At 41.6% G+C, this 21,677-nt stretch carries 19 protein-coding genes; 16 read left to right on the top strand and 3 right to left on the bottom strand.

The window, feature by feature from the left end:
• Window positions 1-3: 3 nt before the first annotated feature.
• Window positions 4-1,236: a DUF6070 family protein gene (locus LI164_RS12035; RefSeq protein ID WP_117605907.1), complete on the top strand. Its 1,233-nt coding sequence runs from the start codon at window positions 4-6 to the stop codon at window positions 1,234-1,236.
• A gap of 64 nt (window positions 1,237-1,300) precedes the next feature.
• On the opposite strand, the gene LI164_RS12030 is transcribed toward LI164_RS12035, so the two are convergent.
• A complete protein-coding gene (locus LI164_RS12030; RefSeq protein WP_227087219.1) occupies window positions 1,301-3,100 on the bottom strand; it encodes a BlaR1 family beta-lactam sensor/signal transducer in 1,800 nt (599 codons plus the stop codon).
• A gap of 18 nt (window positions 3,101-3,118) precedes the next feature.
• Window positions 3,119-3,487: a BlaI/MecI/CopY family transcriptional regulator gene (locus tag LI164_RS12025; protein WP_227087218.1), complete on the bottom strand. Its 369-nt coding sequence runs from the start codon at window positions 3,485-3,487 to the stop codon at window positions 3,119-3,121.
• A gap of 377 nt (window positions 3,488-3,864) precedes the next feature.
• Here LI164_RS12025 and LI164_RS12020 point away from each other — a divergent pair, with 377 nt between their 5' ends.
• The 14 genes from LI164_RS12020 (at window position 3,865) to LI164_RS11955 (ending at window position 20,694) form a co-directional block, all read left to right on the top strand.
• Window positions 3,865-4,437, top strand: a complete 573-nt coding sequence (locus LI164_RS12020; RefSeq protein ID WP_117495582.1) for a virulence RhuM family protein — start codon at window positions 3,865-3,867, stop codon at window positions 4,435-4,437.
• A 40-nt stretch (window positions 4,438-4,477) separates the two neighbouring features.
• Complete coding sequence (gene uvrB, locus LI164_RS12015) at window positions 4,478-6,457, top strand: excinuclease ABC subunit UvrB (protein ID WP_117614250.1); 1,980 nt, start codon at window positions 4,478-4,480, stop codon at window positions 6,455-6,457.
• 247 nt (window positions 6,458-6,704) lie between these two features.
• Window positions 6,705-9,548 (top strand): excinuclease ABC subunit UvrA, encoded by a 2,844-nt coding sequence (gene uvrA / locus LI164_RS12010; RefSeq protein WP_117682550.1) that lies wholly within the window; start codon window positions 6,705-6,707, stop codon window positions 9,546-9,548.
• A gap of 101 nt (window positions 9,549-9,649) precedes the next feature.
• Window positions 9,650-10,639, top strand: coding sequence for a rod shape-determining protein (locus LI164_RS12005; RefSeq protein ID WP_005330478.1), 990 nt, complete (start codon window positions 9,650-9,652; stop codon window positions 10,637-10,639).
• 47 nt (window positions 10,640-10,686) lie between these two features.
• Window positions 10,687-12,918, top strand: a complete 2,232-nt coding sequence (locus LI164_RS12000; RefSeq protein ID WP_227087217.1) for an ATP-dependent RecD-like DNA helicase — start codon at window positions 10,687-10,689, stop codon at window positions 12,916-12,918.
• 95 nt (window positions 12,919-13,013) lie between these two features.
• Entirely contained in the window at window positions 13,014-13,718 is a 705-nt protein-coding gene (locus LI164_RS11995; protein WP_334301062.1) for a ComF family protein, read from the top strand.
• A 57-nt stretch (window positions 13,719-13,775) separates the two neighbouring features.
• Window positions 13,776-14,171 (top strand): hypothetical protein, encoded by a 396-nt coding sequence (locus LI164_RS11990; RefSeq protein ID WP_005330484.1) that lies wholly within the window; start codon window positions 13,776-13,778, stop codon window positions 14,169-14,171.
• Entirely contained in the window at window positions 14,171-15,289 is a 1,119-nt protein-coding gene (locus tag LI164_RS11985; protein ID WP_227087215.1) for a hypothetical protein, read from the top strand. Before LI164_RS11990 ends, LI164_RS11985 begins: the two co-directional genes overlap by 1 nt.
• Window positions 15,290-15,356: 67 nt before the next feature.
• A complete protein-coding gene (cdaA, locus tag LI164_RS11980) occupies window positions 15,357-16,229 on the top strand; it encodes a diadenylate cyclase CdaA (RefSeq protein ID WP_005330488.1) in 873 nt (290 codons plus the stop codon).
• Window positions 16,207-17,445 carry a YbbR-like domain-containing protein gene (locus tag LI164_RS11975; RefSeq protein ID WP_227087214.1) on the top strand — a complete coding sequence of 413 codons (1,239 nt, stop codon included), beginning with the start codon at window positions 16,207-16,209 and terminating at the stop codon, window positions 17,443-17,445. Before cdaA ends, LI164_RS11975 begins: the two co-directional genes overlap by 23 nt.
• Window positions 17,446-17,456: 11 nt before the next feature.
• A complete protein-coding gene (locus tag LI164_RS11970; protein WP_117605898.1) occupies window positions 17,457-17,720 on the top strand; it encodes an HPr family phosphocarrier protein in 264 nt (87 codons plus the stop codon).
• Window positions 17,721-17,724: 4 nt separating this feature from the next.
• The gene (locus LI164_RS11965) at window positions 17,725-19,257 is read left to right on the top strand and encodes an amino acid adenylation domain-containing protein (RefSeq protein ID WP_227087213.1); all 1,533 of its coding nucleotides are present in this window, start codon (window positions 17,725-17,727) and stop codon (window positions 19,255-19,257) included.
• Window positions 19,226-20,449 carry an alanine racemase gene (locus LI164_RS11960; protein ID WP_227087212.1) on the top strand — a complete coding sequence of 408 codons (1,224 nt, stop codon included), beginning with the start codon at window positions 19,226-19,228 and terminating at the stop codon, window positions 20,447-20,449. The genes LI164_RS11965 and LI164_RS11960 overlap by 32 nt, the downstream gene beginning before the upstream one ends.
• A gap of 17 nt (window positions 20,450-20,466) precedes the next feature.
• A complete protein-coding gene (locus LI164_RS11955) occupies window positions 20,467-20,694 on the top strand; it encodes an acyl carrier protein (RefSeq protein ID WP_005330499.1) in 228 nt (75 codons plus the stop codon).
• 94 nt (window positions 20,695-20,788) lie between these two features.
• On the opposite strand, the gene LI164_RS11950 is transcribed toward LI164_RS11955, so the two are convergent.
• On the bottom strand, window positions 20,789-21,169 hold the full coding sequence (locus LI164_RS11950) for a sporulation initiation factor Spo0A C-terminal domain-containing protein (protein WP_005330501.1): 381 nt from the start codon (window positions 21,167-21,169) through the stop codon (window positions 20,789-20,791).
• Window positions 21,170-21,339: 170 nt separating this feature from the next.
• Between LI164_RS11950 and LI164_RS11945 the strand changes: the two genes are divergently transcribed.
• Window positions 21,340-21,600 carry a helix-turn-helix domain-containing protein gene (locus LI164_RS11945; protein WP_117614261.1) on the top strand — a complete coding sequence of 87 codons (261 nt, stop codon included), beginning with the start codon at window positions 21,340-21,342 and terminating at the stop codon, window positions 21,598-21,600.
• The last annotated feature ends 77 nt before the right edge of the window (window positions 21,601-21,677 follow it).

The raw sequence follows: 21,677 nt of genomic DNA, 5'->3' as shown, positions 1-21,677 counted from the left end.
AATATGAAAAGAAAAAGTATTTTGTTAGTACTTTGTATAGGAATGATTCTGACTTCCTGTGAAAGTAAGATATCGTTAAACAGCACAGATGTAAAAAATGAGAAGAATCAGAAAAACACTACCATGGAAAATCCGGATAAGGGATATAATCTACCAATCGATGAAGACAAGAAAAAGGAAGTTGTGAACGATTGTGAAGAAATTATGGGCATTGTCCGAGACATTTATTCTGAATATAATGGAATACAAGAAGCAGATCAGAACACTGCTGAGCAAATGATGAATCGGATGAAAGAAATTATCAAACAAAATGGGAATCCGGTCATTGGTTCCGATCATTATTCTGTTATGGATAATTATCAGAAGATGGAACAATTTTTAAAATCTGCAGAACAAGAAGAAAAAGGAAGTGTAATTTTATATGAAGCAGATACAGATGGTGGAATTACTAGAAAAGAATATAGTTATGATGGAAAAGAAATGAGTGTGATGTCCGCAAAAATGATCTGGAGTGAGGATACAGAGCCTGTACTTACATACATATCGCTATCAAAAATAAAAGAATGGGCATATACTGAAAATGGGAATTTCTGTTATGAATTATGCGTACCTGAACCACCGGAAGTGACAGAGATTGTAGATGGAAGTTGTATTATCCGGGTAAAGCCTTTGAGTGAGGAGTGTCGGGAATATTCAAAAAAATATGTGAGTACGTTCGGCTATCAGGGAAACAATCTGTTATGTTCAAACTGGAATGCGGAGGATATGCAGGGGTTGGATTATAATGGACTTTATGAATATTTTTATCAAATGAAATATGGAGAAAAATTTACTGCAGAAAAAGAGGTTGTGGGAATTCCAGCAGAAGAGTTCGAAAATGTAATTATGACATATCTTCCTGTTACAAAAGAAGAATTGAAAGAATGGGCGGTCTACGATGAACAAAGTAATATGTTTATCTGGGAACGATTGGGATGTGGTAATTATTCACCAACACATTTTGGCTTGTCTTTACCGGAAGTAACAGAAGTCAGGAACAATGAAGATGGAACCATTGTTTTGACAATTCATGCAGTATGTGATTCTGTTGTATGTAATGATGTTGTTATTACACACGAACTTACGATGAAAATTCAGGATGATGGAACGATTCAGTATGTTGGAAACAGGATTTTAGATAATGGTATTGATAATATACCGAGGTATCAGTACCGGTTAGGTAATTTGCAGAATTGATCAGTAGAGAAGAATGAAATAAAGAGAACTGATAACGGGAAATTATGCTATCAGTTCTCTTTATTTATTTCCAAATACCAAGATTAGAAAGTACAGATTCTGTTATTTCGGTAGCCTGACTTCCAGTTGCATCAGAAGAGGATTGAATATTTGTTGCGAAGTAGTAAGTATTATTCGCTGTTTCAATGTATCCGATAAACCAACCATTGACATCTTTACCATTGACACGCCCAGTACCTGTTTTCCCGTAAAGAGAACCGGAAGAAGTAGTGGAAAGCAGCAGGGCTTTTTTTACTGCCTGGATATTTTTACTGTCAAAATGAAAATTATTTTGATAGAAATCCTGTAACAATTCCACCTGTTCTATGGGTGATATCTTCAGAGAGAAATCTGTCCAATAGAGATTTAGATTTGTTCCAGTATTCTGATTCCCATAGTTTATTGTCTGTAAAAATGTTCTTACGGCTTCAAAACCTGCCTGTGAATCAATTGCCTGAAAATACCAGTTTACGGAATTATGTATAGCCGAGGTTAAATCTTGATCGGCTTCCCATGAATTAAAAGGATATGGTTCTCCATTCCATGTGAAAGTGGAATGTTCTGGTGTAATAATTCCAGATTCCAAGCCAAGTAATGCATCATATATTTTATAAGTCGAATTCGGTGATACACGTGTGGAAGCATGCTCCATATTATAAATATTCCATTTATCAGCAGACTGATCATATAAAACAAAACTTCCAGTGTAGTCCCCAAAATTGGAAGAAAGATTTAGCTGAGTAATATTCTTTTCGGTTGTGTCAAAATGATAGCCAGTCTGATCAGAAGCATAAACAGAAAGTATGGGAATGCATCCAATGATGATAGTAGAGACGAATATGCATATAAGATATCCACGAATTTTTTGTTTAAAAGTAGGTTGGTGGAATGATGCAATATTTAAAATGCGTCCTTTTAACTGTTTTATATTTCCACTAATTCCCATAGTAAGAGGGAATGGAGACAGAGCTATTGTTTCGGCAAAGTTAATCAGTGTATTTCCATATGACTTGTATTCTGTTTCTTTCAATAATTGTAATACAGCACTGTCGCAGGCAAGTTCCCGTTCCTGTCGTATTCTTTTTAGAAAATACCAGATTAGGGGATTGAACCAGTAGAAAACATTTACTGTATTTATCAAATATCCAATTAGAATATCTTTATGCTTGTAGTGCTGCAGTTCATGAAGAAGCATATATCGAATATCAGTTGCGCTTATAGTTCCAGCGTTAAAATCTGAAATCAAGTGAATTGGAAGATAAATGCGAGGATGCAGGAAACTAGCCAAAACAGGAGATTTCAAAAATGCTGTACTATAAATCGGAATGGTATGCTTGCTGTTCACTTCGTTTAAACATTCTATATAAAGAGCGTTGAGTTCTTCATTTTGAAGAGGTAAAGCAGAACTATGTAAGGCTTTTACTTGTTTTACTGAGCGGTAGAGAAGAAAAAACATTATGAATATACCGATACTCCAGAAAAATACAAGTAATGTGTGAATAAAAGTTGGTATTTGGGTGCTGACAGAGACAGCAAAATCATTTATTTTATCCAAATTATAACCATTACCAGAAAGAAAAGTGGTTTGAATGTCACCATTGGTACTTGAACTGGCTGTCAGCAAATGGCTCCACGATATAGAAGATGGGGCAGAGTTTATCGGTAAAAAGGGAACAATTAGAACGGCAAGAAATATAATCGAAAGATTATATTGCATACGTGCGGATAATTGCCTTTGCAATAAATTTTTTAATCCCAGTAAACTACCTAAAAAAATACAAATGATGGCATTACAGAGTAAAAATCGAAAACTAAAATATATCAAAATATGCTCCTCCCATGGTTAATGATTGGAAAGAAGATTCCGTAAGCTGGCAATGTCTTCTTCAGACAATTTATCATCCTCAATGTAAGAGGCAAGCATAGAAGTGATATTACCATTATAATATCGCTTTAAAAAAGAATTACTTTCCTGCCGAATATATTCGTCTTCCTTGACTAATGGAGTATAGACAAAAACCCGGCTTTGTTTTTCATAGGTTAGTGCTTTTTTAGAAACGAGACGTTTAATCAATGTCTGAATTGTTTTAGGACTCCAACTGGAAATTTGTGTTAATTTTTCAGTAATTTCATTGGTGCTGATTGGTGCGTATTTCCAAACGATTTTCATAACTTCAAATTCAGCTTCTGAAATTTGAGGCAGATTTCTCATGTGATATTCCTCCAAATCTTACAAATGTAATAAAAATATTATATATTGAAAACGTCTGATCTGTCAATGGAATGAAAAAGTTTGACTTTAAATCTTGCAGATGTAAGATTTAAAGTGTGGCGAGAAGGATGGAGATGGAAAAATCAGTATTACGATTATTCAGAAATGGTTGAAATAGACTTAATCCTGGAGGAATATTTCAACGCAGCATGATGAAAAATAGAATAGTGGTGATAAAAAAGTACAAATGAAAATCGAACATTTGTACTTTTTTCTTGCCTTCATCTATATACTTTCAAAAAAATGTCTGATATAATAGGGACTGTTAATACTAAAATGATATGTTTTATAAGTAGCTAAAATAAGAGGATAAATAAATGAATCAAGAACATAAAATTGTTTTATATCAAGTGGAAGACACTAATATTTATGTGAATGTAATGTTTAAAGAAGATACTTTTTGGATGACACAAAAAGCAATGGCAGATTTATTTGAATGTACAACAGATAATATATCCTTGCATTTGAAAAATATTTATAAGGAAGAAGAATTAGATGAAAATCGAACTACCGAGTTTTTCTCGGTAGTTCAAAATGAGGGACAGCGTAACGTTAAAAGAAAAGTAAAATGTTATAATTTAGATGCAATTATAGCTGTTGGATATCGAGTAAATTCTAAGAAAGCTACACGCTTTCGGCAGTGGGCTACTAAAACATTAAAAGAATATATTACAAAAGGGTTTGTGTTGAATGATGATATGCTTAAAAACGGCAGACCTTTTGGAAAAGACTATTTTGATGAATTACTTGAACGCATTCGTGAAATCAGAGCCAGTGAGCGCAGAGCCTATCAGAAAATTACGGATGTATTTGAACAGTGCAGTTATGATTATGATAAAAACAGTGAGATAAATAGAATATTATTTGATAAACTTTTTAACCAAAGTTAGTAATTATGTAAATTTAGGAAGATTATTCAGGAGAAATCATATGGATCATTTTGAATTAGTATCAGAATATAAACCAACCGGCGACCAGCCACAGGCAATCAAAGAACTAGTCGAAGGTTTTAAAGAAGGCAATCAGTGTCAGACATTGCTTGGCGTCACCGGATCTGGTAAGACATTTACGATGGCGAATGTCATCCAACAATTGAATAAACCAACGCTGATCATAGCACACAATAAGACACTGGCAGCGCAGCTTTATGGGGAATTTAAAGAGTTCTTTCCAAATAACGCAGTGGAATATTTTGTCTCCTACTATGATTACTACCAGCCGGAGGCTTATGTCCCATCCTCAGACACTTACATTGCGAAGGATTCTTCTGTCAATGAAGAGATCGATAAGCTGAGATTATCTGCGACAGCAGCATTGATCGAGCGAAGGGACGTAATTGTAGTTGCCAGCGTTTCCTGCATCTATGGTCTTGGTGAACCGGAAAACTTTGAGCAGATGATGGTATCGCTCCGTCCGGGGATGGAGAAGGACAGAGATGAAGTGTTACGCCAGCTGATAGATATTCAATATGACAGAAATGATATGGATTTCAAGCGGGGAACATTCCGGGTGCGCGGAGATACAATAGAAGTTGTACCGGCAGACCGTGGCGATACAGCTATCAGAGTTGAATTTTTCGGGGATGAGATTGACCGGATTTCGGAGATAGACATGCTTACCGGAGAGATTAAAAATACGCTGAATCATATTGCAATATTTCCGGCATCCCATTACGTTGTACCGAAGGAGCGTATGGAAAAAGCAATTAAAAATATTGAGATTGAACTGGAAGAACAGGTGAAATATTTCAAAGGTGAAGATAAACTTCTGGAAGCCCAGAGAATTGCGGAGCGAACGAATTTTGATATAGAAATGATGCGAGAGACAGGTTTTTGTTCCGGAATCGAGAACTACTCCAGACATCTGGCAGGGCTTGCACCGGGGCAGCCACCCAATACTTTGATTGATTATTTCCCGGACGATTTTATTATGATGATTGACGAGTCTCATAAGACAGTTCCGCAGATTGGCGGTATGTACCACGGAGATCAGTCCAGAAAGAGAACGCTGGTGGACTATGGATTTCGGCTGCCGTCTGCGCTGGATAACCGTCCACTTAGTTTCGAAGAATTTGAAAGTAAGATTGATCAGGTACTGTTCGTGTCTGCGACACCTGGACAGTATGAGGAAGAGCATGAACTTTTACGTGCACAGCAGGTGATCCGTCCGACAGGACTTCTGGATCCTGAAATCGAGGTGCGCCCGGTTGAGGGACAGATTGATGACTTGATTGGTGAGGTGAAGAAGGAGATTGCAGGAAAACATAAGATTTTGATCACTACATTGACGAAACGAATGGCAGAAGATCTGACCGATTATATGCGGGAACTTGGTATTCGTGTCCGCTATCTGCATTCGGATATTGATACGCTGGAGCGGACAGAGATCGTGCGGGATATGCGTCTCGATGTTTTTGACGTTCTGGTCGGAATCAATCTTCTGCGAGAAGGTCTGGATATTCCGGAAATCACGCTTGTGGCGATTCTGGACGCGGATAAAGAGGGATTCCTGCGTTCAGAGACATCTCTTGTGCAGACAATCGGACGTGCAGCACGTAATGCAAAAGGTCATGTTATTATGTATGCAGATAATATGACAGATTCCATGAAGAATGCGATTGAAGAGACGAAGCGTCGCCGCAAGATCCAGATGGCATATAATGAGGAACATGGTATTACGCCAACTACGATTCAGAAGAGTGTCCGTGACCTGATCAGCATTTCTAAGAAGGTTGCTGCCACAGAACTTCAGATGGATAAAGATCCGGAATCTATGAGTGAGAAGGAGCTTTTGAAGTTGATTGCCGATGTGACAAAGCAGATGAAGAAGGCAGCAGCAGAGCTGAATTTCGAAGCAGCAGCAGAGCTGCGTGATAAGCTGATCGAGCTGAAGAAGATGCTTAAAGAGTAGTAAAGGTCATTCCACCATTGTGTAAGCATAGGAAGTTTTGAATCTTTTAAACCTGTTATCAATAAATGAACAGATATAGCATCCGGCAGGGCGCACATTGTCCGGTGGACAATGGTTTTGCGCCGACCGAAACGGAGTGTAGACTTGCAGAGGTGCGCAGTAGAAGTATGTCAAGCAATTACATGACGCGCACCTCGCAGCAAGAATTCCGAGGCATTCTTGAAATAATAAAAGGAAAGTTTAAAATATGGCAGCAAAAAATGAAAAAAGACAATTTATTAAAATACGAGGTGCAAATGAGCATAATTTGAAAAATATAGACTTGGATATTCCAAGAAATGAACTGGTAGTGCTTACCGGACTTAGCGGTTCAGGAAAGTCCTCTCTGGCGTTCGATACCATTTATGCGGAAGGACAGAGGAGATATATGGAGTCTCTGTCTTCTTATGCAAGACAGTTCCTGGGGCAGATGGAGAAACCGGATGTGGAGAGTATTGAAGGACTTTCTCCGGCAATTTCCATTGACCAGAAATCCACGAACCGCAATCCAAGATCTACAGTAGGAACAGTGACGGAGATCTATGATTATTTTCGTCTGTTATATGCGAGAATCGGAATTCCACATTGTCCGAAATGTGGACGTGAGATTAAGAAACAGACGGTAGATCAGATGGTAGATCAGATCATGGAACTGCCGGAGCGCACGAAGATCCAGCTCCTTGCGCCAGTTGTCCGTGGAAGAAAAGGACGCCATGAAAAGCTTCTGGAGAGAGCGAAGAAAAGCGGATATGTACGTGTGCGTGTGGACGGTAATCTGTATGAATTATCCGAAGAGATCGCATTAGATAAGAACATCAAGCATAATATAGAGATTATCGTGGATCGACTTGTGGTGAAGCCGGGAATTGAGAAGCGTCTGACGGATTCGATTGAAAATGTACTGCATCTGGCAGAGGGGCTGATGATTGTAGATATTATTGACGGGGAGCCGATGAATTTCAGTCAGAGCTTTTCCTGCCCGGACTGTGGAATCAGTATCGATGAGATAGAGCCGCGAAGCTTCTCTTTCAACAATCCATTTGGCGCATGCCCGGAGTGTTTCGGGCTTGGATATAAGATGGAATTTGATGAGGATCTGATGATCCCGGATAAGAGACTGAGCATCAGCGAAGGAGCGATTACCGTAATGGGATGGCAGTCTTGTACGGATAAGAAGAGTTTTACCTATGCGATTCTTGACGCGCTCAGTAAAGAATATGATTTTTCTCTGGACACACCATTTCAGGACTATCCACAGGAAATCCATGATGTGATTATCCACGGAACGAATGGACGTGAGGTGAAAGTTCATTATAAAGGCCAGCGCGGAGAAGGTGTCTATGATGTTGCATTTGAAGGACTGATCCGTAATGTAGAACGCAGATACCGGGAGACTTCATCTGAGACAATGAAGGCAGAATATGAAGAGTTTATGAGAATCACTCCGTGTAGAAAATGTGGCGGCCAGCGACTGAAGGCGGAAGCGCTTGCAGTGACGGTCGGTGGTAAAAATATCGCAGAAGTGACAGAGATGTCCATTGAAAACCTGCAAACATTTATGGGCAGTCTGGAGCTTACGCAGCAGCAGAAGATGATCGGAGGACAGATTTTAAAAGAGATCCAGGCAAGAATTAAGTTTTTGATGGATGTAGGTCTGGATTACCTGACTCTCGCCCGTGCTACCGGAACATTATCCGGAGGAGAAGCGCAGAGAATCCGTCTTGCGACACAGATTGGTTCCGGTCTGGTGGGAGTGGCTTATATTCTGGACGAGCCGAGTATCGGCCTGCACCAGAGGGATAATGACAAACTGCTCGGAACACTGAAGCATCTGCGTGATCTCGGGAATTCTGTCATTGTCGTGGAACATGATGAGGATACGATGCGTGCGGCAGACTATATTGTGGACATTGGACCTGGTGCCGGTGAGCATGGAGGAGAAGTAATTGCATGTGGAACCGCAGAGCAGATCATGAAGAATAAAAAATCCATCACAGGGGCTTACCTTAGTGGAAGAATGCAGATTCCGGTACCGGAGCACCGCGCGGATCCGTCAGGCTGGATTAAGATTAGAGGAGCAAGAGAGAATAACTTAAAAAATGTGGATGTAGAGATCCCGCTTGGTGTGATGACCTGTGTGACAGGTGTGTCTGGATCTGGAAAGAGTTCGCTTGTAAATGAAATCCTGTACAAACGTCTTGCAAGAGATCTGAACAGAGCAAGAGTGATTCCGGGAAAACATAATGCCATTGATGGCCTGGAGCAGCTGGATAAAGTGATTGCCATTGACCAGTCACCGATTGGAAGAACACCGAGATCAAACCCGGCAACCTATACGGGAGTATTCGATCTGATCCGTGACCTTTTTGCATCTACAGCAGACGCAAAAGCACGTGGTTACAAAAAAGGAAGATTCAGTTTCAATGTGAAAGGCGGACGTTGTGAAGCCTGTGCCGGAGACGGAATCCTGAAAATCGAGATGCATTTCCTGCCGGATGTTTATGTACCTTGCGAGGTTTGCCACGGAAAGAGGTATAACCGGGAGACACTGGAGGTAAAATACAAAGGAAAGAGTATTTATGATGTACTCAATATGACCGTGGAAGAGGCATTGCATTTCTTTGAAAATGTACCAAGTATCCGAAGAAAGATGGAGACGCTTTATGATGTGGGACTTTCCTATATCCGTCTCGGTCAGCCTTCCACACAGCTTTCCGGAGGAGAGGCGCAGCGGATCAAGCTGGCGACAGAACTGAGCCGGAGAAGTACGGGAAAGACCATCTATATATTAGATGAACCTACGACAGGATTACATTTTGCAGATGTGCATAAACTGACAGAGATTCTGCATAGATTATCAGCGGACGGCAATACAGTCGTAGTCATTGAGCATAATCTGGATGTGATCAAGACAGCAGATTATATTATTGATATGGGACCGGAAGGCGGTGACAAAGGCGGAACTGTTATTGCAAAGGGAACGCCGGAAGAAGTGGCTGAAAGTCCGGTATCATACACCGGAAAATATATCAAGCCGATGCTTGAAAAATAAGTATCTTCACAAATATTTAAGGAAAAAAGGGTTGCACTTCCTGAGAAAACGAAAGATAATGATATGGATAAAAGGGATAGCAGAAAGAAAGAGGTTATATCATGGCAGTAGATATTGGAATAGATCTGGGAACAGCCAGTATTCTTGTATATGTGAAGGGAAAGGGAGTCATACTCAAAGAACCTTCTGTCGTTGCATTTGACAGAGACAGCAATGAAGTGAAGGCAATCGGCGAGGAGGCACGTCTGATGCTGGGAAGAACGCCAGGCAATATTATCGCAGTGCGTCCTTTGCGTCAGGGAGTTATTTCCGATTATACTGTGACAGAGAAGATGATCAAGTATTTTGTTCAGAAAGCACTGGGAAGAAGAACATTTCAGAAACCACGTATCAGTATCTGTGTGCCAAGTGGTGTGACGGAAGTTGAGAGAAATGCGGTACAGCAGGCGACATTTGCGGCAGGAGCCAGAGATGTCTATCTGATCGAGGAACCTGTGGCAGCAGCAATCGGGGCAGGCATCGACATTTCCAAAGCATGTGGTAATCTGATCGTAGATATCGGGGGAGGTACGACTGATGTGGCCGTGATCTCTCTTGGAGGTACGGTAGTCAGTACCTCACTGAAAGTTGCCGGAGACGATTTTGACGAGGCAATTGTACGTTATATGAAGAAAAAACACAATCTGCTGATCGGAGACCGGACCGCAGAAGACATCAAGATTAAGATTGGAACGACGTATCCTCTGATTGAAAATGAAGCGATGGAGGTCAGTGGACGGAATCTGGTTACAGGACTGCCAAAGACAGTTACGGTGACTTCGGCAGAGACAGAACGGGCACTTCAGGGAACATCCAACCAGATTATTGAAGCAATTATCAGCGTTCTGGAGCGTACGCCGCCAGAGCTTTCCGCAGATATTCTGGAACGCGGGATCATGCTGACCGGAGGCGGAGCAAAGCTTCGCGGGCTGGAAGAGATGATCGAGGAGAGAACCGGAATCAATACAATGACTGCAGAGGAGCCTACGCAGGTCGTAGCAATCGGAACCGGAGAATATGTGGAACTTATGAGCGCAAGACGGGAACTGTAAAGAATGCCGAGGCATTCTTGAACTGTCGGGCAGATTTGGGACAATAGATGGAAGAGATTAAGGGATATGTAGAGCACATTGTATACCGGAATGAAGACAACGGGTATACAGTATTTAATTTGAATAATGATGACGGAGACCTGACCTGTGTAGGAAAGTTTCACTACATTGAAGAGGGAGAACTGTTGGAACTGACGGGAGAGTACATTGTACACAAAGTGTATGGAACCCAGCTTCAGGTAGAGACTTCGAAGGTATGTCAGCCGGAAGATAAGGTGTCGATTGAACGTTATCTTGGTTCCGGAGCCATCAAAGGTGTCGGACCGTCGCTGGCAGGACGGATCGTGAAGAAGTTCGGTGGTGATACATTCCGCATTATTGAAGAAGAACCGGAGCGTCTTGCCGAGGTAAAAGGGATCAGCGAGCGGAAAGCCAGAGAGATCGCCATTCAGGTAGAAGAAAAAAAGGATATGAGGGAAGCCATGATCTATCTGCAAAAATATGGCATTTCTACGACACTGGCGGCAAGGATTTATCAGCATTATGGTCAGAGCGTTTATCGCGTAATAGAAGAAAATCCATATCAGATGGCAGATCATGTGCCGGGAGTTGGCTTTAAGACGGCCGATGAGATTGCGTCGAAGGTCGGGATACACACAGATTCCGATTACCGGATCCGAAGTGGTATTTTCTATACATTGATTCAGAGTGTCAGTGAAGGACATGTCTATCTTCTCCAGGAGGTTCTGCTATATCGTGCCAGTCAGCTTCTTGATGTAGAGGTTCAGCACATTGAAAAGTATGTGATGGATCTTGCCATGGAGAAAAAAGTTGTTCTGAAAGAGTCTGATGAAGGACTTCGTGTTTATTCCGCCCATTATTATTATATGGAACTCACGGTTGCAAAGATGTTGCATGATCTGAATGTAGATTTTGATGTGACACCGTCTGTTTTGGAGCATCGCATCCATATGATAGAAGAACAGGCAGAACTGGCACTGGATGACAGACAAAGAGAAGCTGTAATGGAAGCAGTGCGGCACGGAATTCTGATCGTGACTGGAGGACCGGGAACCGGAAAAACGACGACGATCAATGCAATGATCCATTTCTTTGAGGAAGAAGGAGCAGATATCCTTCTTGCAGCACCGACCGGACGTGCGGCGAAGCGCATGACAGAGGCAACCGGCTGTGAGGCTCAGACCATTCATCGCCTGTTGGAAGTCAGTGGCAATCCGGAAGATGATGATAAGAGAGATAAGGTCGGATTTGGAAATGGATTTGGAAGAAATGCAGAGAATCCGCTGGAGTCAGATGTGATTATCATTGATGAAATGTCCATGGTAGATCTGCCACTTATGAAGGCACTCCTTGACGCGATTATGCCGGGGACCAGACTGATCATGGTCGGAGACGGAAATCAGCTGCCAAGTGTAGGCCCTGGAAGAGTGCTTAAAGACATGATCGCATCGGATTGTTTCCCAGTTGTAAAACTGGAGAAAATCTTCCGGCAGGCAAAAGAGAGTGATATTATCGTAAATGCACATAAAATTAACCGTGGAGAACCAGTCATATTGGACAATAAAAGTATGGACTTTTTCTTTTTAAAACGGTCTGATCCAAATGTGATCATCAGTGTTGTAATTACGTTGATCCAGAAAAAACTTCCAAAGTTCGTAGATGCCTCACCTTATGACATTCAGGTGCTGACACCGATGCGAAAAGGAAATCTGGGCGTGGAGAGGCTGAATAAAATCCTTCAGCAGTATCTGAATCCGCCATCACCCCAAAAGCAGGAAAAAGAAGTGGGAGACCGCCTGCTGCGTGAAGGTGACAAGGTGATGCAGATTAAGAACAATTACCAGTTAGAGTGGGAAGTCTGCACGAAATACGGAATGACCATTGACAAAGGACTGGGCGTATTTAACGGCGACATAGGAATCATCAAGAACATCAACGCTTACGAGGAGACGGTTACGGTTGAGTATGACGAACAGCGCCAGGTGAAGTATCCGTATGCGATTCTTGATGAGTTGGAGCTTGCTTATGCGATCACGATACATAAAGCTCAGGGAAGTGAGTATCCGGCGGTTGTGATCCCGCTTCTTCAAGGACCAAGACAGCTTTACAACCGGAATCTGATCTATACAGCAGTGACAAGAGCAAGAAAATGTGTCACACTTGTGGGCAGTGATTCAGTATTTCAGGAAATGATCCAGAATACCAGCGAGCAGCGGCGAAATACAAGTCTGGCGGAGCGAATCCGAGAACTTGTATAGTGATCATAGAAAAATATAATAAAAAAAAGAATGTAAAATATAATAAAAAGTACGAAAAAAGCAGAGAAAGACAAGGAGAAACATGGTCAGAAAAGGTGTTGGATATTTTCTGGCCTTCTATCTGCCCTTTTTGTGGAAAGGTAAATCGTGGGGGAGTATGCCCTTTGTGCAGGAAAGCTGTGGAAAAATTAGAGATTCATGAACCGCGATGCCTGAAATGTGGGAAACCAATCCGCTGTGAAGAGAGGGAATTTTGCCATGACTGCTATAACACAGAACACATTTATGAAAGAGGGTTGTCGGTGTGGCTTCATAAACCTCCGGTGAACCAGGCAATTTACCAGTTAAAATATCATAATCAGAGATATGTTGCGAAGTATTTTGCACAGGAAATCTGTATAAAATATGCAGAAGAGATCCGAAGATGGAGACCGCAGGCAATTGTCCCGGTGCCTCTGCACAGAAAAAGGCGCAGGAAGCGTGGTTACAACCAGGCGGAGCTTCTGGCAGAAGAGATAGGGAAAATACTTGGGATTCCGGTCGTTGCGAATCTGGTAAAACGGGTTCATTACACTGGTTATCAGAAAAAGCTGGATCCCATAGGGAGAAAAAAGAATCTGGAACATGCATTTGCTCCGGGAGGAGATCCGGACAGACTTCCGATAGATTTTCGACGTGTCATTATTATCGATGATATTTACACAACAGGGAATACCGTGGATCAAGTGGCAAAAGTATTGAAAACTATGGGGTTCCAAAAAGTTTACTTTTTGACTATAAGTATTGGACAAGGGTACTGAGATTTGCTATACTGAAAATGATGTTTCATCGATAAAAAAGGATTTTGAGGTGCATATATGTTAGATGAGCGAAAAGTCAAGCTAATGACTCAGCTTGCTCTGTATGATCAGACGCAGGGAAAAGAGGATTTTAAAATCAGTGAATACTATCGAAAAGATTATGCCGGAGTGCATATTTTATATACGGTTCTGTGGGTGACAATAGGCTATATAGCAGCCTGGGCAATTGCGATGATCGCAGGACTTGATACTCTGATGGAGAAGATGTCAACAGCATTACTGATTACGTTGGTTCTCGCGGCAGTTGTCGGATATGTGGTAGTTCTTGTGTCTTATATTGGAATTGCAAGCCACCTGTATAATAAAAAGCATCAGGAAGCGAGACAGCGGGTAAAGAGATATAATCACATTCTGACGAGATTGTTGAAGATGTATGAAAAGGAGACAAAGTAATGGACAGTTTATATGTAATACGGGAGAGAATGCAGGATTTGTATTCCAGATACTCAATTGTGGCGGATAAAGCAATACAATTTGTTCTGGCGGTCATGACATTTTACATGATCAACAATAATGTAGGATTTATGAAGACACTGGCATCGCCGGTGGTGGCATTGGCACTTGCAATTATTGCAACTTTCTTTCCACCGATCATTACAGTGATTCTGGCAACAGCACTGATCCTTGTACATATGTATTCAGTATCCATCGCAGCACTTGTTGTAACAGCATTGATTTTCCTGATTATGTATATTTTTTATCTTCGTTTTACACCGAAGATGGCAATCGTTGTACTTTTGACACCACTGGCATTTGCACTTAAGATTCCGGTTGTTGTTCCAATCTCATGTGCGCTTTTACTGTCACCGATTTCCATGGTGGCAGTGGGATGTGGAACGGTTGTATATTATATGATGGCTTATATGAAAAAAGCAGCCTCCGGTATGCAGGGCGGTTCTGTGAAAGGTATGATGGGACAGATTGGGAAATATGCAAAACAGGTCTTCCAGAATAAAGAACTGTGGATTGTCCTTGTTGCATTTATTATCTGTATATTGGTTGTTTATACGCTTCGCAGACAGGCAATCGCACATGCATGGACTATTGCGGTTATAACGGGAGCTGTTGTGAATATTGTAGTAGTGGCAATCGGAGATGTCGCTATGGGAGTCCATGCATCTTATGGTTCACTGATTTTTGGAAGTATCGGAGCAGCGGTTATCGGAGTGATTCTGGAACTGTTCTTTTTCTCCGTAGATTATTCAAGAAGTGAGAATCTTCAGTACGAAGATGATGAATACTATTACTATGTAAAAGCAGTTCCGAAGATTGTAGTATCTACACCGGAGAAGACGGTGAAGCGGATCAATGAACGACAGGAAACAGAGATCATGGATACTGCGGAAGTTAGAAAAAAAGCAAAAAAACAGGCACAGGAAAAGGCACGTCAAAGCGAGCAGGGACAAAAAAAGAAAAAACGTCCGGCATCAAAAAGACGTAATGTTATGGACGCTGATGTGGATCAGGAGCTTTTAAGAAGAAGTTTTGAAAATGATCCTGATATGAGATAAAAAAGAATTTTAAATGGGAAGATAAATAATTATAGCAAAAGGGGGTGACCGGGTGAAACAGTATATTATGCATGTATTAGGAGCCGTCAGTCAGGAACTGTATTTTCCAGATGCGCATCTGACAGATATTATTGAAATCCTGATTTTGACATATCTGATCTATCATATTGCAATGTGGCTGATCAATACAAAAGCATGGATGCTGATGCGAGGAATTGTTGTACTTGGTATCTTTGTATTGCTTGCAGCAGTTTTTAAGATGCATACAATTTTATTTCTGGCAAGGAATTCGGTAACGGTACTGGCTACGGCGGCAGTTGTAGTATTTCAGCCGGAACTTCGAAGGGCTCTGGAAAAGCTTGGGGAGAAGCAGTTCCTGAGTTCGATCGTACCATTTGAGACGAACAAAGAAAGCAGCAGGTTCAGTGAAGATACCATGGACAGTATTATTGATGCAGCTTACAATATGGGCCGCGTGAAGACAGGAGCACTGATCGTGGTGGAACAGGCAATACATCTGACGGAGTATGAAAGTACAGGGATTAAGATGGACTGTCTCGTATCCATGCAGGTACTGATGAATATATTCGAGCACAACACACCACTTCACGATGGCGCTATCATTATCCGTGGTGACAGAATTGTATCTGCGACATGTTATCTGCCATTGTCTGATAACATGGGGCTTAGCAAGGAGCTTGGAACAAGGCACAGAGCAGCGGTAGGCATGAGTGAGGTCAGTGATGCTCTGATCATTGTTGTGTCTGAGGAGAACGGCAAGGTATCTGTAGCACAGGGAGGTGTGCTTGACCGGGCAGTAACGAGGGAAGAACTTCGCGAGAAGCTGACTTATATACAGAACAGAAAGCCGGAGAATAAGAATTTCCTGCAACATATATGGAAAGGAAGGAATAAAGATGAAAAAAGGACTGATGAATAATTGGGGCCTTAAGATATTATCCTTCCTCCTGGCAGTGATGCTGTGGCTGATTGTGGTAAATATCGATGACCCGGTAACAACCCAGACATTTAATAATATACCGGTATCGGTAACGAATGCAGAGGTGCTTGCGGCGACCAATCAGACTTATCAGATTGAGGATGGCACGCAGAATGTCTCTGTGACAGTACGGGCGAAGAGATCTGTACTTAATAAGATAAAAGCAGATAATATAAAAGCGACTGCAGACATGAAAGAGCTGACGCTTCAGACACAGATTCCAATCAGCGTTGAGATTACAGGAGTCAACTATGAAAGTGTAGAAGTATCTCCACGTAATCTTCAGGTAAAACTGGAAGATGAAGAGACGAAGAAATTCCCGATTGTTCCAAAGACGACAGGAACCGTCCGAGATGGCTATACACTTGGAGAGATTCAGGCAGTGCCGGAGATGGTATCTATCCGGGGACCGAAGTCTGTCATTGATTCCATCAGTAAAGTCGAGGCATCTGTCAGTGTATCCGGATTATCTGAAGATGTTGTGACAAAATCAGAGCTTGTATTATACGATAGTGATAACAATGTGATCGACCAGTCACTTCTTGCCAATAACCTTGGTACGGAAGGTGTATCTGTCAGTGTACAGGTGCTTGAGACGAAGAGCGTTAAGGTTGAATTTGATACTTCACAGATTACAGCAGCAGACGGATATTCTGTCAGCGATATCAAGTATGAGCCGGATCATGTAAATGTGACCGGCAGAGCGGAAGAACTGAAAAAGTTGAAGAAGATCTCAGTTCCGGCATCGGCACTCAATATGTCCGGACTGACTTCTAAGACAGAGAAAGTTGTGGACATCACAGATTATCTTCCGGAAGATATTTCACTGACAGATGAAAATGCCGGATCTGTAGTTGTGACTGTAGGAATTGACAAAGATGGAACAAAATCTTATGATATTTCTATGGGAGCCATCAAGGTAAATAACCTGGCAAATGGATTATCACTAAGTTATGAATCAGCAGATGTACTGGAGATTCAGATCCGCGGGCCGGGAGATATACTGGATCAATATAAGATCAGTGATAATGTAAGCATTGATCTTAAGAACTACCAGACGGCTGGAACTTATACAGTCCCGGTAACGGTAGGCGTTCCGGATGGCTGTGTGCTTGAGAGCACGGTATCTGTAAATGTTATATTGGAAGAGAAATAAGGAGCAGAGCTATGGTAAGTCAGAAAGTAAAAATCACAAATCCAACAGGACTGCATCTGCGTCCGGCTGGAATTTTCAGCAATATTGCAAACAAATTTGAGTGCCGGATCACATTTGAGTATGAGAATTCTATTGCCAACGCCAAGAGTGTACTAAGTATCCTTGGTGCCGGAATCAAATCAGGAGATGAGATTCTGCTGATCTGTGAAGGGGAAGAAGAAGAAAAAGCATTAAAAGCAATGATAGAAGCTATAGAAAGCGGGTTAGGGGAGTAATAAATTGATTCGAAATATTTTATGCTATGCAGAGGAGTCTGCCCGGAGATTTCCGGGTAAGACTGCCTTTGCAGATGAAGAGACAGCGTGCACATACGACGAACTGATCAAAAGTGCCAGAGCAGTAGGAACAAGACTGGGAAGGGAAGTAACTCCTGGAAAACCGGTTCCTGTACTTATGGAGAAAGGCGTAAAAGCTATTTATGCATTTATGGGAATCGTATCCGCAGGCTGTTTTTATATTCTGTTGGATCCGAAACTTCCGACAGAACGTCTGAGATCAGTGTTGGATACATTACAGGCAGAAGTCCTGTTGACGGATCCGGCTTATGATAAACCAAGAGAGCGTCTGGAATTTGACGGCAAAGTCATTATGATGGAAGAGGCACTTCAGACACAGGAAGATGCGGAGTATCTTGATAATGTAAGAAAACAGAGCCGGGATGTGGATCCGCTCTACGCAATCTTCACTTCCGGTTCCACTGGTGTGCCAAAAGGTGTAGTTGTAAGCCACAGATCGGTTATTGATTTTATAGAAGAATTTACGAGATTATTCAATATTACAGAACATGATGTTATTGGAAATCAGGCACCATTCGATTTTGATGTGTCGGTAAAAGATATCTACTCTACTTTAAAATGTGGAGCAACTATGCAGATTATTCCAAAGAAGTTTTTCTCATTTCCGACAAAACTTCTGGATTATCTGGTCGAGCGGGAAGTAACGACTCTGATATGGGCAGTTTCTGCACTATGCATCATATCAACATTAAAAGGATTTGATTATAAAGTGCCGCAGAAGATCCGTAAAGTCATATTCAGTGGAGAAGTAATGCCGGTGAAGCATCTGAATATCTGGAAGAAATATCTGCCGGAAGCTATGTATGTGAATGTTTACGGTCCGACTGAAATTACATGTAACTGTACGTATCATATTATTGACCGTGAGTATGAACCAGGAGAAAATCTTCCGATTGGAAAACCATTTCCAAATGAAAAGGTATTTCTCTTGGATGAAGAAGACCGGGAAGTGACAAAACCTGGAGAAAAAGGAGAAATCTGCGTATCCGGTACTGCTTTGTCACTTGGATATTACAATAACCCGGAACAGACGGCAAAAGCATTTGTGCAAAGTCCATTGAATCAATCTTATCTGGAGCCAATCTACCGGACAGGAGATCTGGCATATTACGGCGAAGATGGGAATCTGTACTTCGCATCACGAAAAGATTTCCAGATCAAGCATATGGGACATCGCATTGAACTTGGAGAGATTGAGACTGCACTGGAGACAGTGGAAGGACTAGGTCGGAGCCTTTGCATGTATGATGAGGCAAAGGGAAAAATTCTTGCATTCTATGAAGGAGACCTGGAAAAGAAACAAATCGTCCGAGCAATCGGGACAAGACTTCCGGGATTCATGATTCCGAATGTATTTGTGAAAGTAGAAGAATTTCCACTTACGAAAAATGGAAAAATCGACCGTAAGAAACTGGAGGAAGCTTATGAATCAGGAAATCTTACAAACTTATCTTAGACAGGAAGAGACTCCTGCGTATATCTTTGATCTGGATATGCTAAAATCCAGAGTTCAGATGATGAAAACGATACTGGGCGAACGGGCAGAAATCTGTTTTGCAATGAAAGCCAATCCATTTCTGATCGGACCGTTAAAGGATACGGCAGACAAATTTGAGGTATGTTCCCCGGGAGAATTTCACATTTGTGAGACAGTCGGAATTCCAATGGAGAGAATTGTACTGTCCGGTGTGAATAAGGAAAAATGCGACATTACCCATGCGATGCATACTTACGGGAATGCAGGCGTGTATACAATCGAATCCAGGAAGCATCTGGAACTTTTGGAAATGTGTGCAAAAGAAGAAAACATTACGATTCATACACTGATCCGTGTGACAAGTGGAAACCAGTTCGGCATAGACGAAGAAGAAGTTTTTAATATTGTTTCTAAAAAGGACTACTACACGCATGTGCGAATTGAAGGGATTCAGTGCTATTCCGGTACTCAGAAAAAGAAGTTCTCTAAGATTGAAAAAGAGCTGCACTGGCTGGATGACATACTTACCCGTCTGAAAGAAACATGCAATTTTGATGCTGAAGTTCTGGAATATGGACCGGGATTTTATATCCCTTATTTTGAAAATGAAGATGAGGTAGATGATGAGTCATTGCTGCAGCAATTTGCAGATACACTTGCAACATTAAAATTCCAGGGGAAAATCACTTTGGAAATGGGACGCTATATTGCAGCATACTGTGGTTATTACGTGACTCGCATTGTAGATCAGAAAATCAATCATGGACAGAATTACTGTATCGTAGATGGAGGACTGAATCATCTGAATTACTACGGACAGGCAATGGCTATGAAGATGCCGCATCATAAACACATTCCGGATGCTCCATCGGAGGCATCGGACGAACAATCAGAAGAACAATCAGAAGTTCTTTGGAACATCTGTGGCTCTCTATGTACGGTCAATGATGTACTGGTGAAACAGATGCCGCTGAAACAAGCAAAGATTGGCGATGCTCTTGTATTTGAACGGGTGGGTGCTTATTCTGTAACAGAAGGAATCTATCTCTTCCTGAGCCGGCGCATGCCAAGGATTCTGTTCTGGTCTGAAAAAGACGGATTTACAGAGGCCAGAAAAGCAACAGAAAGTTACCCGATCAACACGGAATGTACAGAAAAAATGAAAAATTAGAAAAGGAGATAATAACTATGGAAAAATTAATTGAGATTTTAGAGGACATTCAGCCGGATGCTGACTATGAGACATGTACAACATTGATTGATGATGGAATCCTGGATTCTTTTGCAATCCTGTCTATCGTAGGAGAATTGGAAGACGAGTTCGATGTATCAGTAACACCTGCTGACATTATTCCGGAAAACTTTAACTCAGCACAGGCACTTTGGGCTATGGTACAGAGACTGCAGGCTGAATAAGAGAACAAACGGGGACACGAGAATGACAAAAAGTACCATGTTGACACGAGAAAATGCCTGACATGGTACTTTTATGTTTTGCGATAACATTTTTTTATCGCAGATAGTCCGGCCAGTCTTTGGCCGGATGATACATCAGAAAAGTGGAAAGGCTGGCTAAAAAGTCTCCGACAGATGGTCTTGCGGTCATACGATATCCAACAACAATCTGGAATAAAAATTGGTTCTTCTCCCAGATGACTGCAATCATTGTACGGATATTCCGTTCAACGCAAGGAAGCGCAATTTCGCAGGATTCGGCAACTTTTGGGTAAAGTCTGGTGGTAAGAGATGTCAACAGCTGTTGGTCCGCCAGAACATATTGAAGAGCTGTTACGGCTGGCGTAAAGCCGGCATAGACCGGAGAAGCACCAAGAGTCCGAAGCAGCTGTTCAATATCCTGTGCTGAGACATCAGAACCAGATAAAGGAACCAAAAAAACCCCTCCTTTTCAACAAATCTCACCTTATTATAACAAAAACGAATAGGTATGCAACATTTAAACTAGAAAAAGAATAGTTCCGTATTATGAGACAAAATGTTATAATTGAAACAGTGCCAGAGGATTTGGTTCATAAATTGACGAAAGAGAAAACAGGTGACAGCATGCAAGTAGGATTGAACATTAAGATTAAAAGAATCGGAAGAGGGTATACACAGGAAGAGATTGCAGATGCCATCGGTGTCGCCCGTTCTACATACACAAGATACGAGTCAGACAAGAGACTGCCGGACATATACAAATTATGTGCACTGGCAGATTATTTTGATGTATCATTGGACGACCTGGTGGGAAGAGACTGGAAACCGAAAAAAGATCACAAAGGGCGGAACATTGCGATCAAACCACAGCCGAAATGTATATAAGGTAAGAGGTGGAAACAGAATAAAGGCAGAGAAAAAGACACTTTCGGAGGAAGGTGTCTTTTTACAGTTGCATTAAA

Source organism: Dorea sp. 210702-DFI.3.125 (assembly GCF_020560945.1).
Taxonomy (GTDB): Bacteria; Bacillota; Clostridia; order Lachnospirales; family Lachnospiraceae; genus Dorea; species Dorea formicigenerans.
The sequence above is the reverse complement of the archived record's forward strand: the minus strand, read 5'-3'. Positions and strand labels throughout refer to the sequence as shown.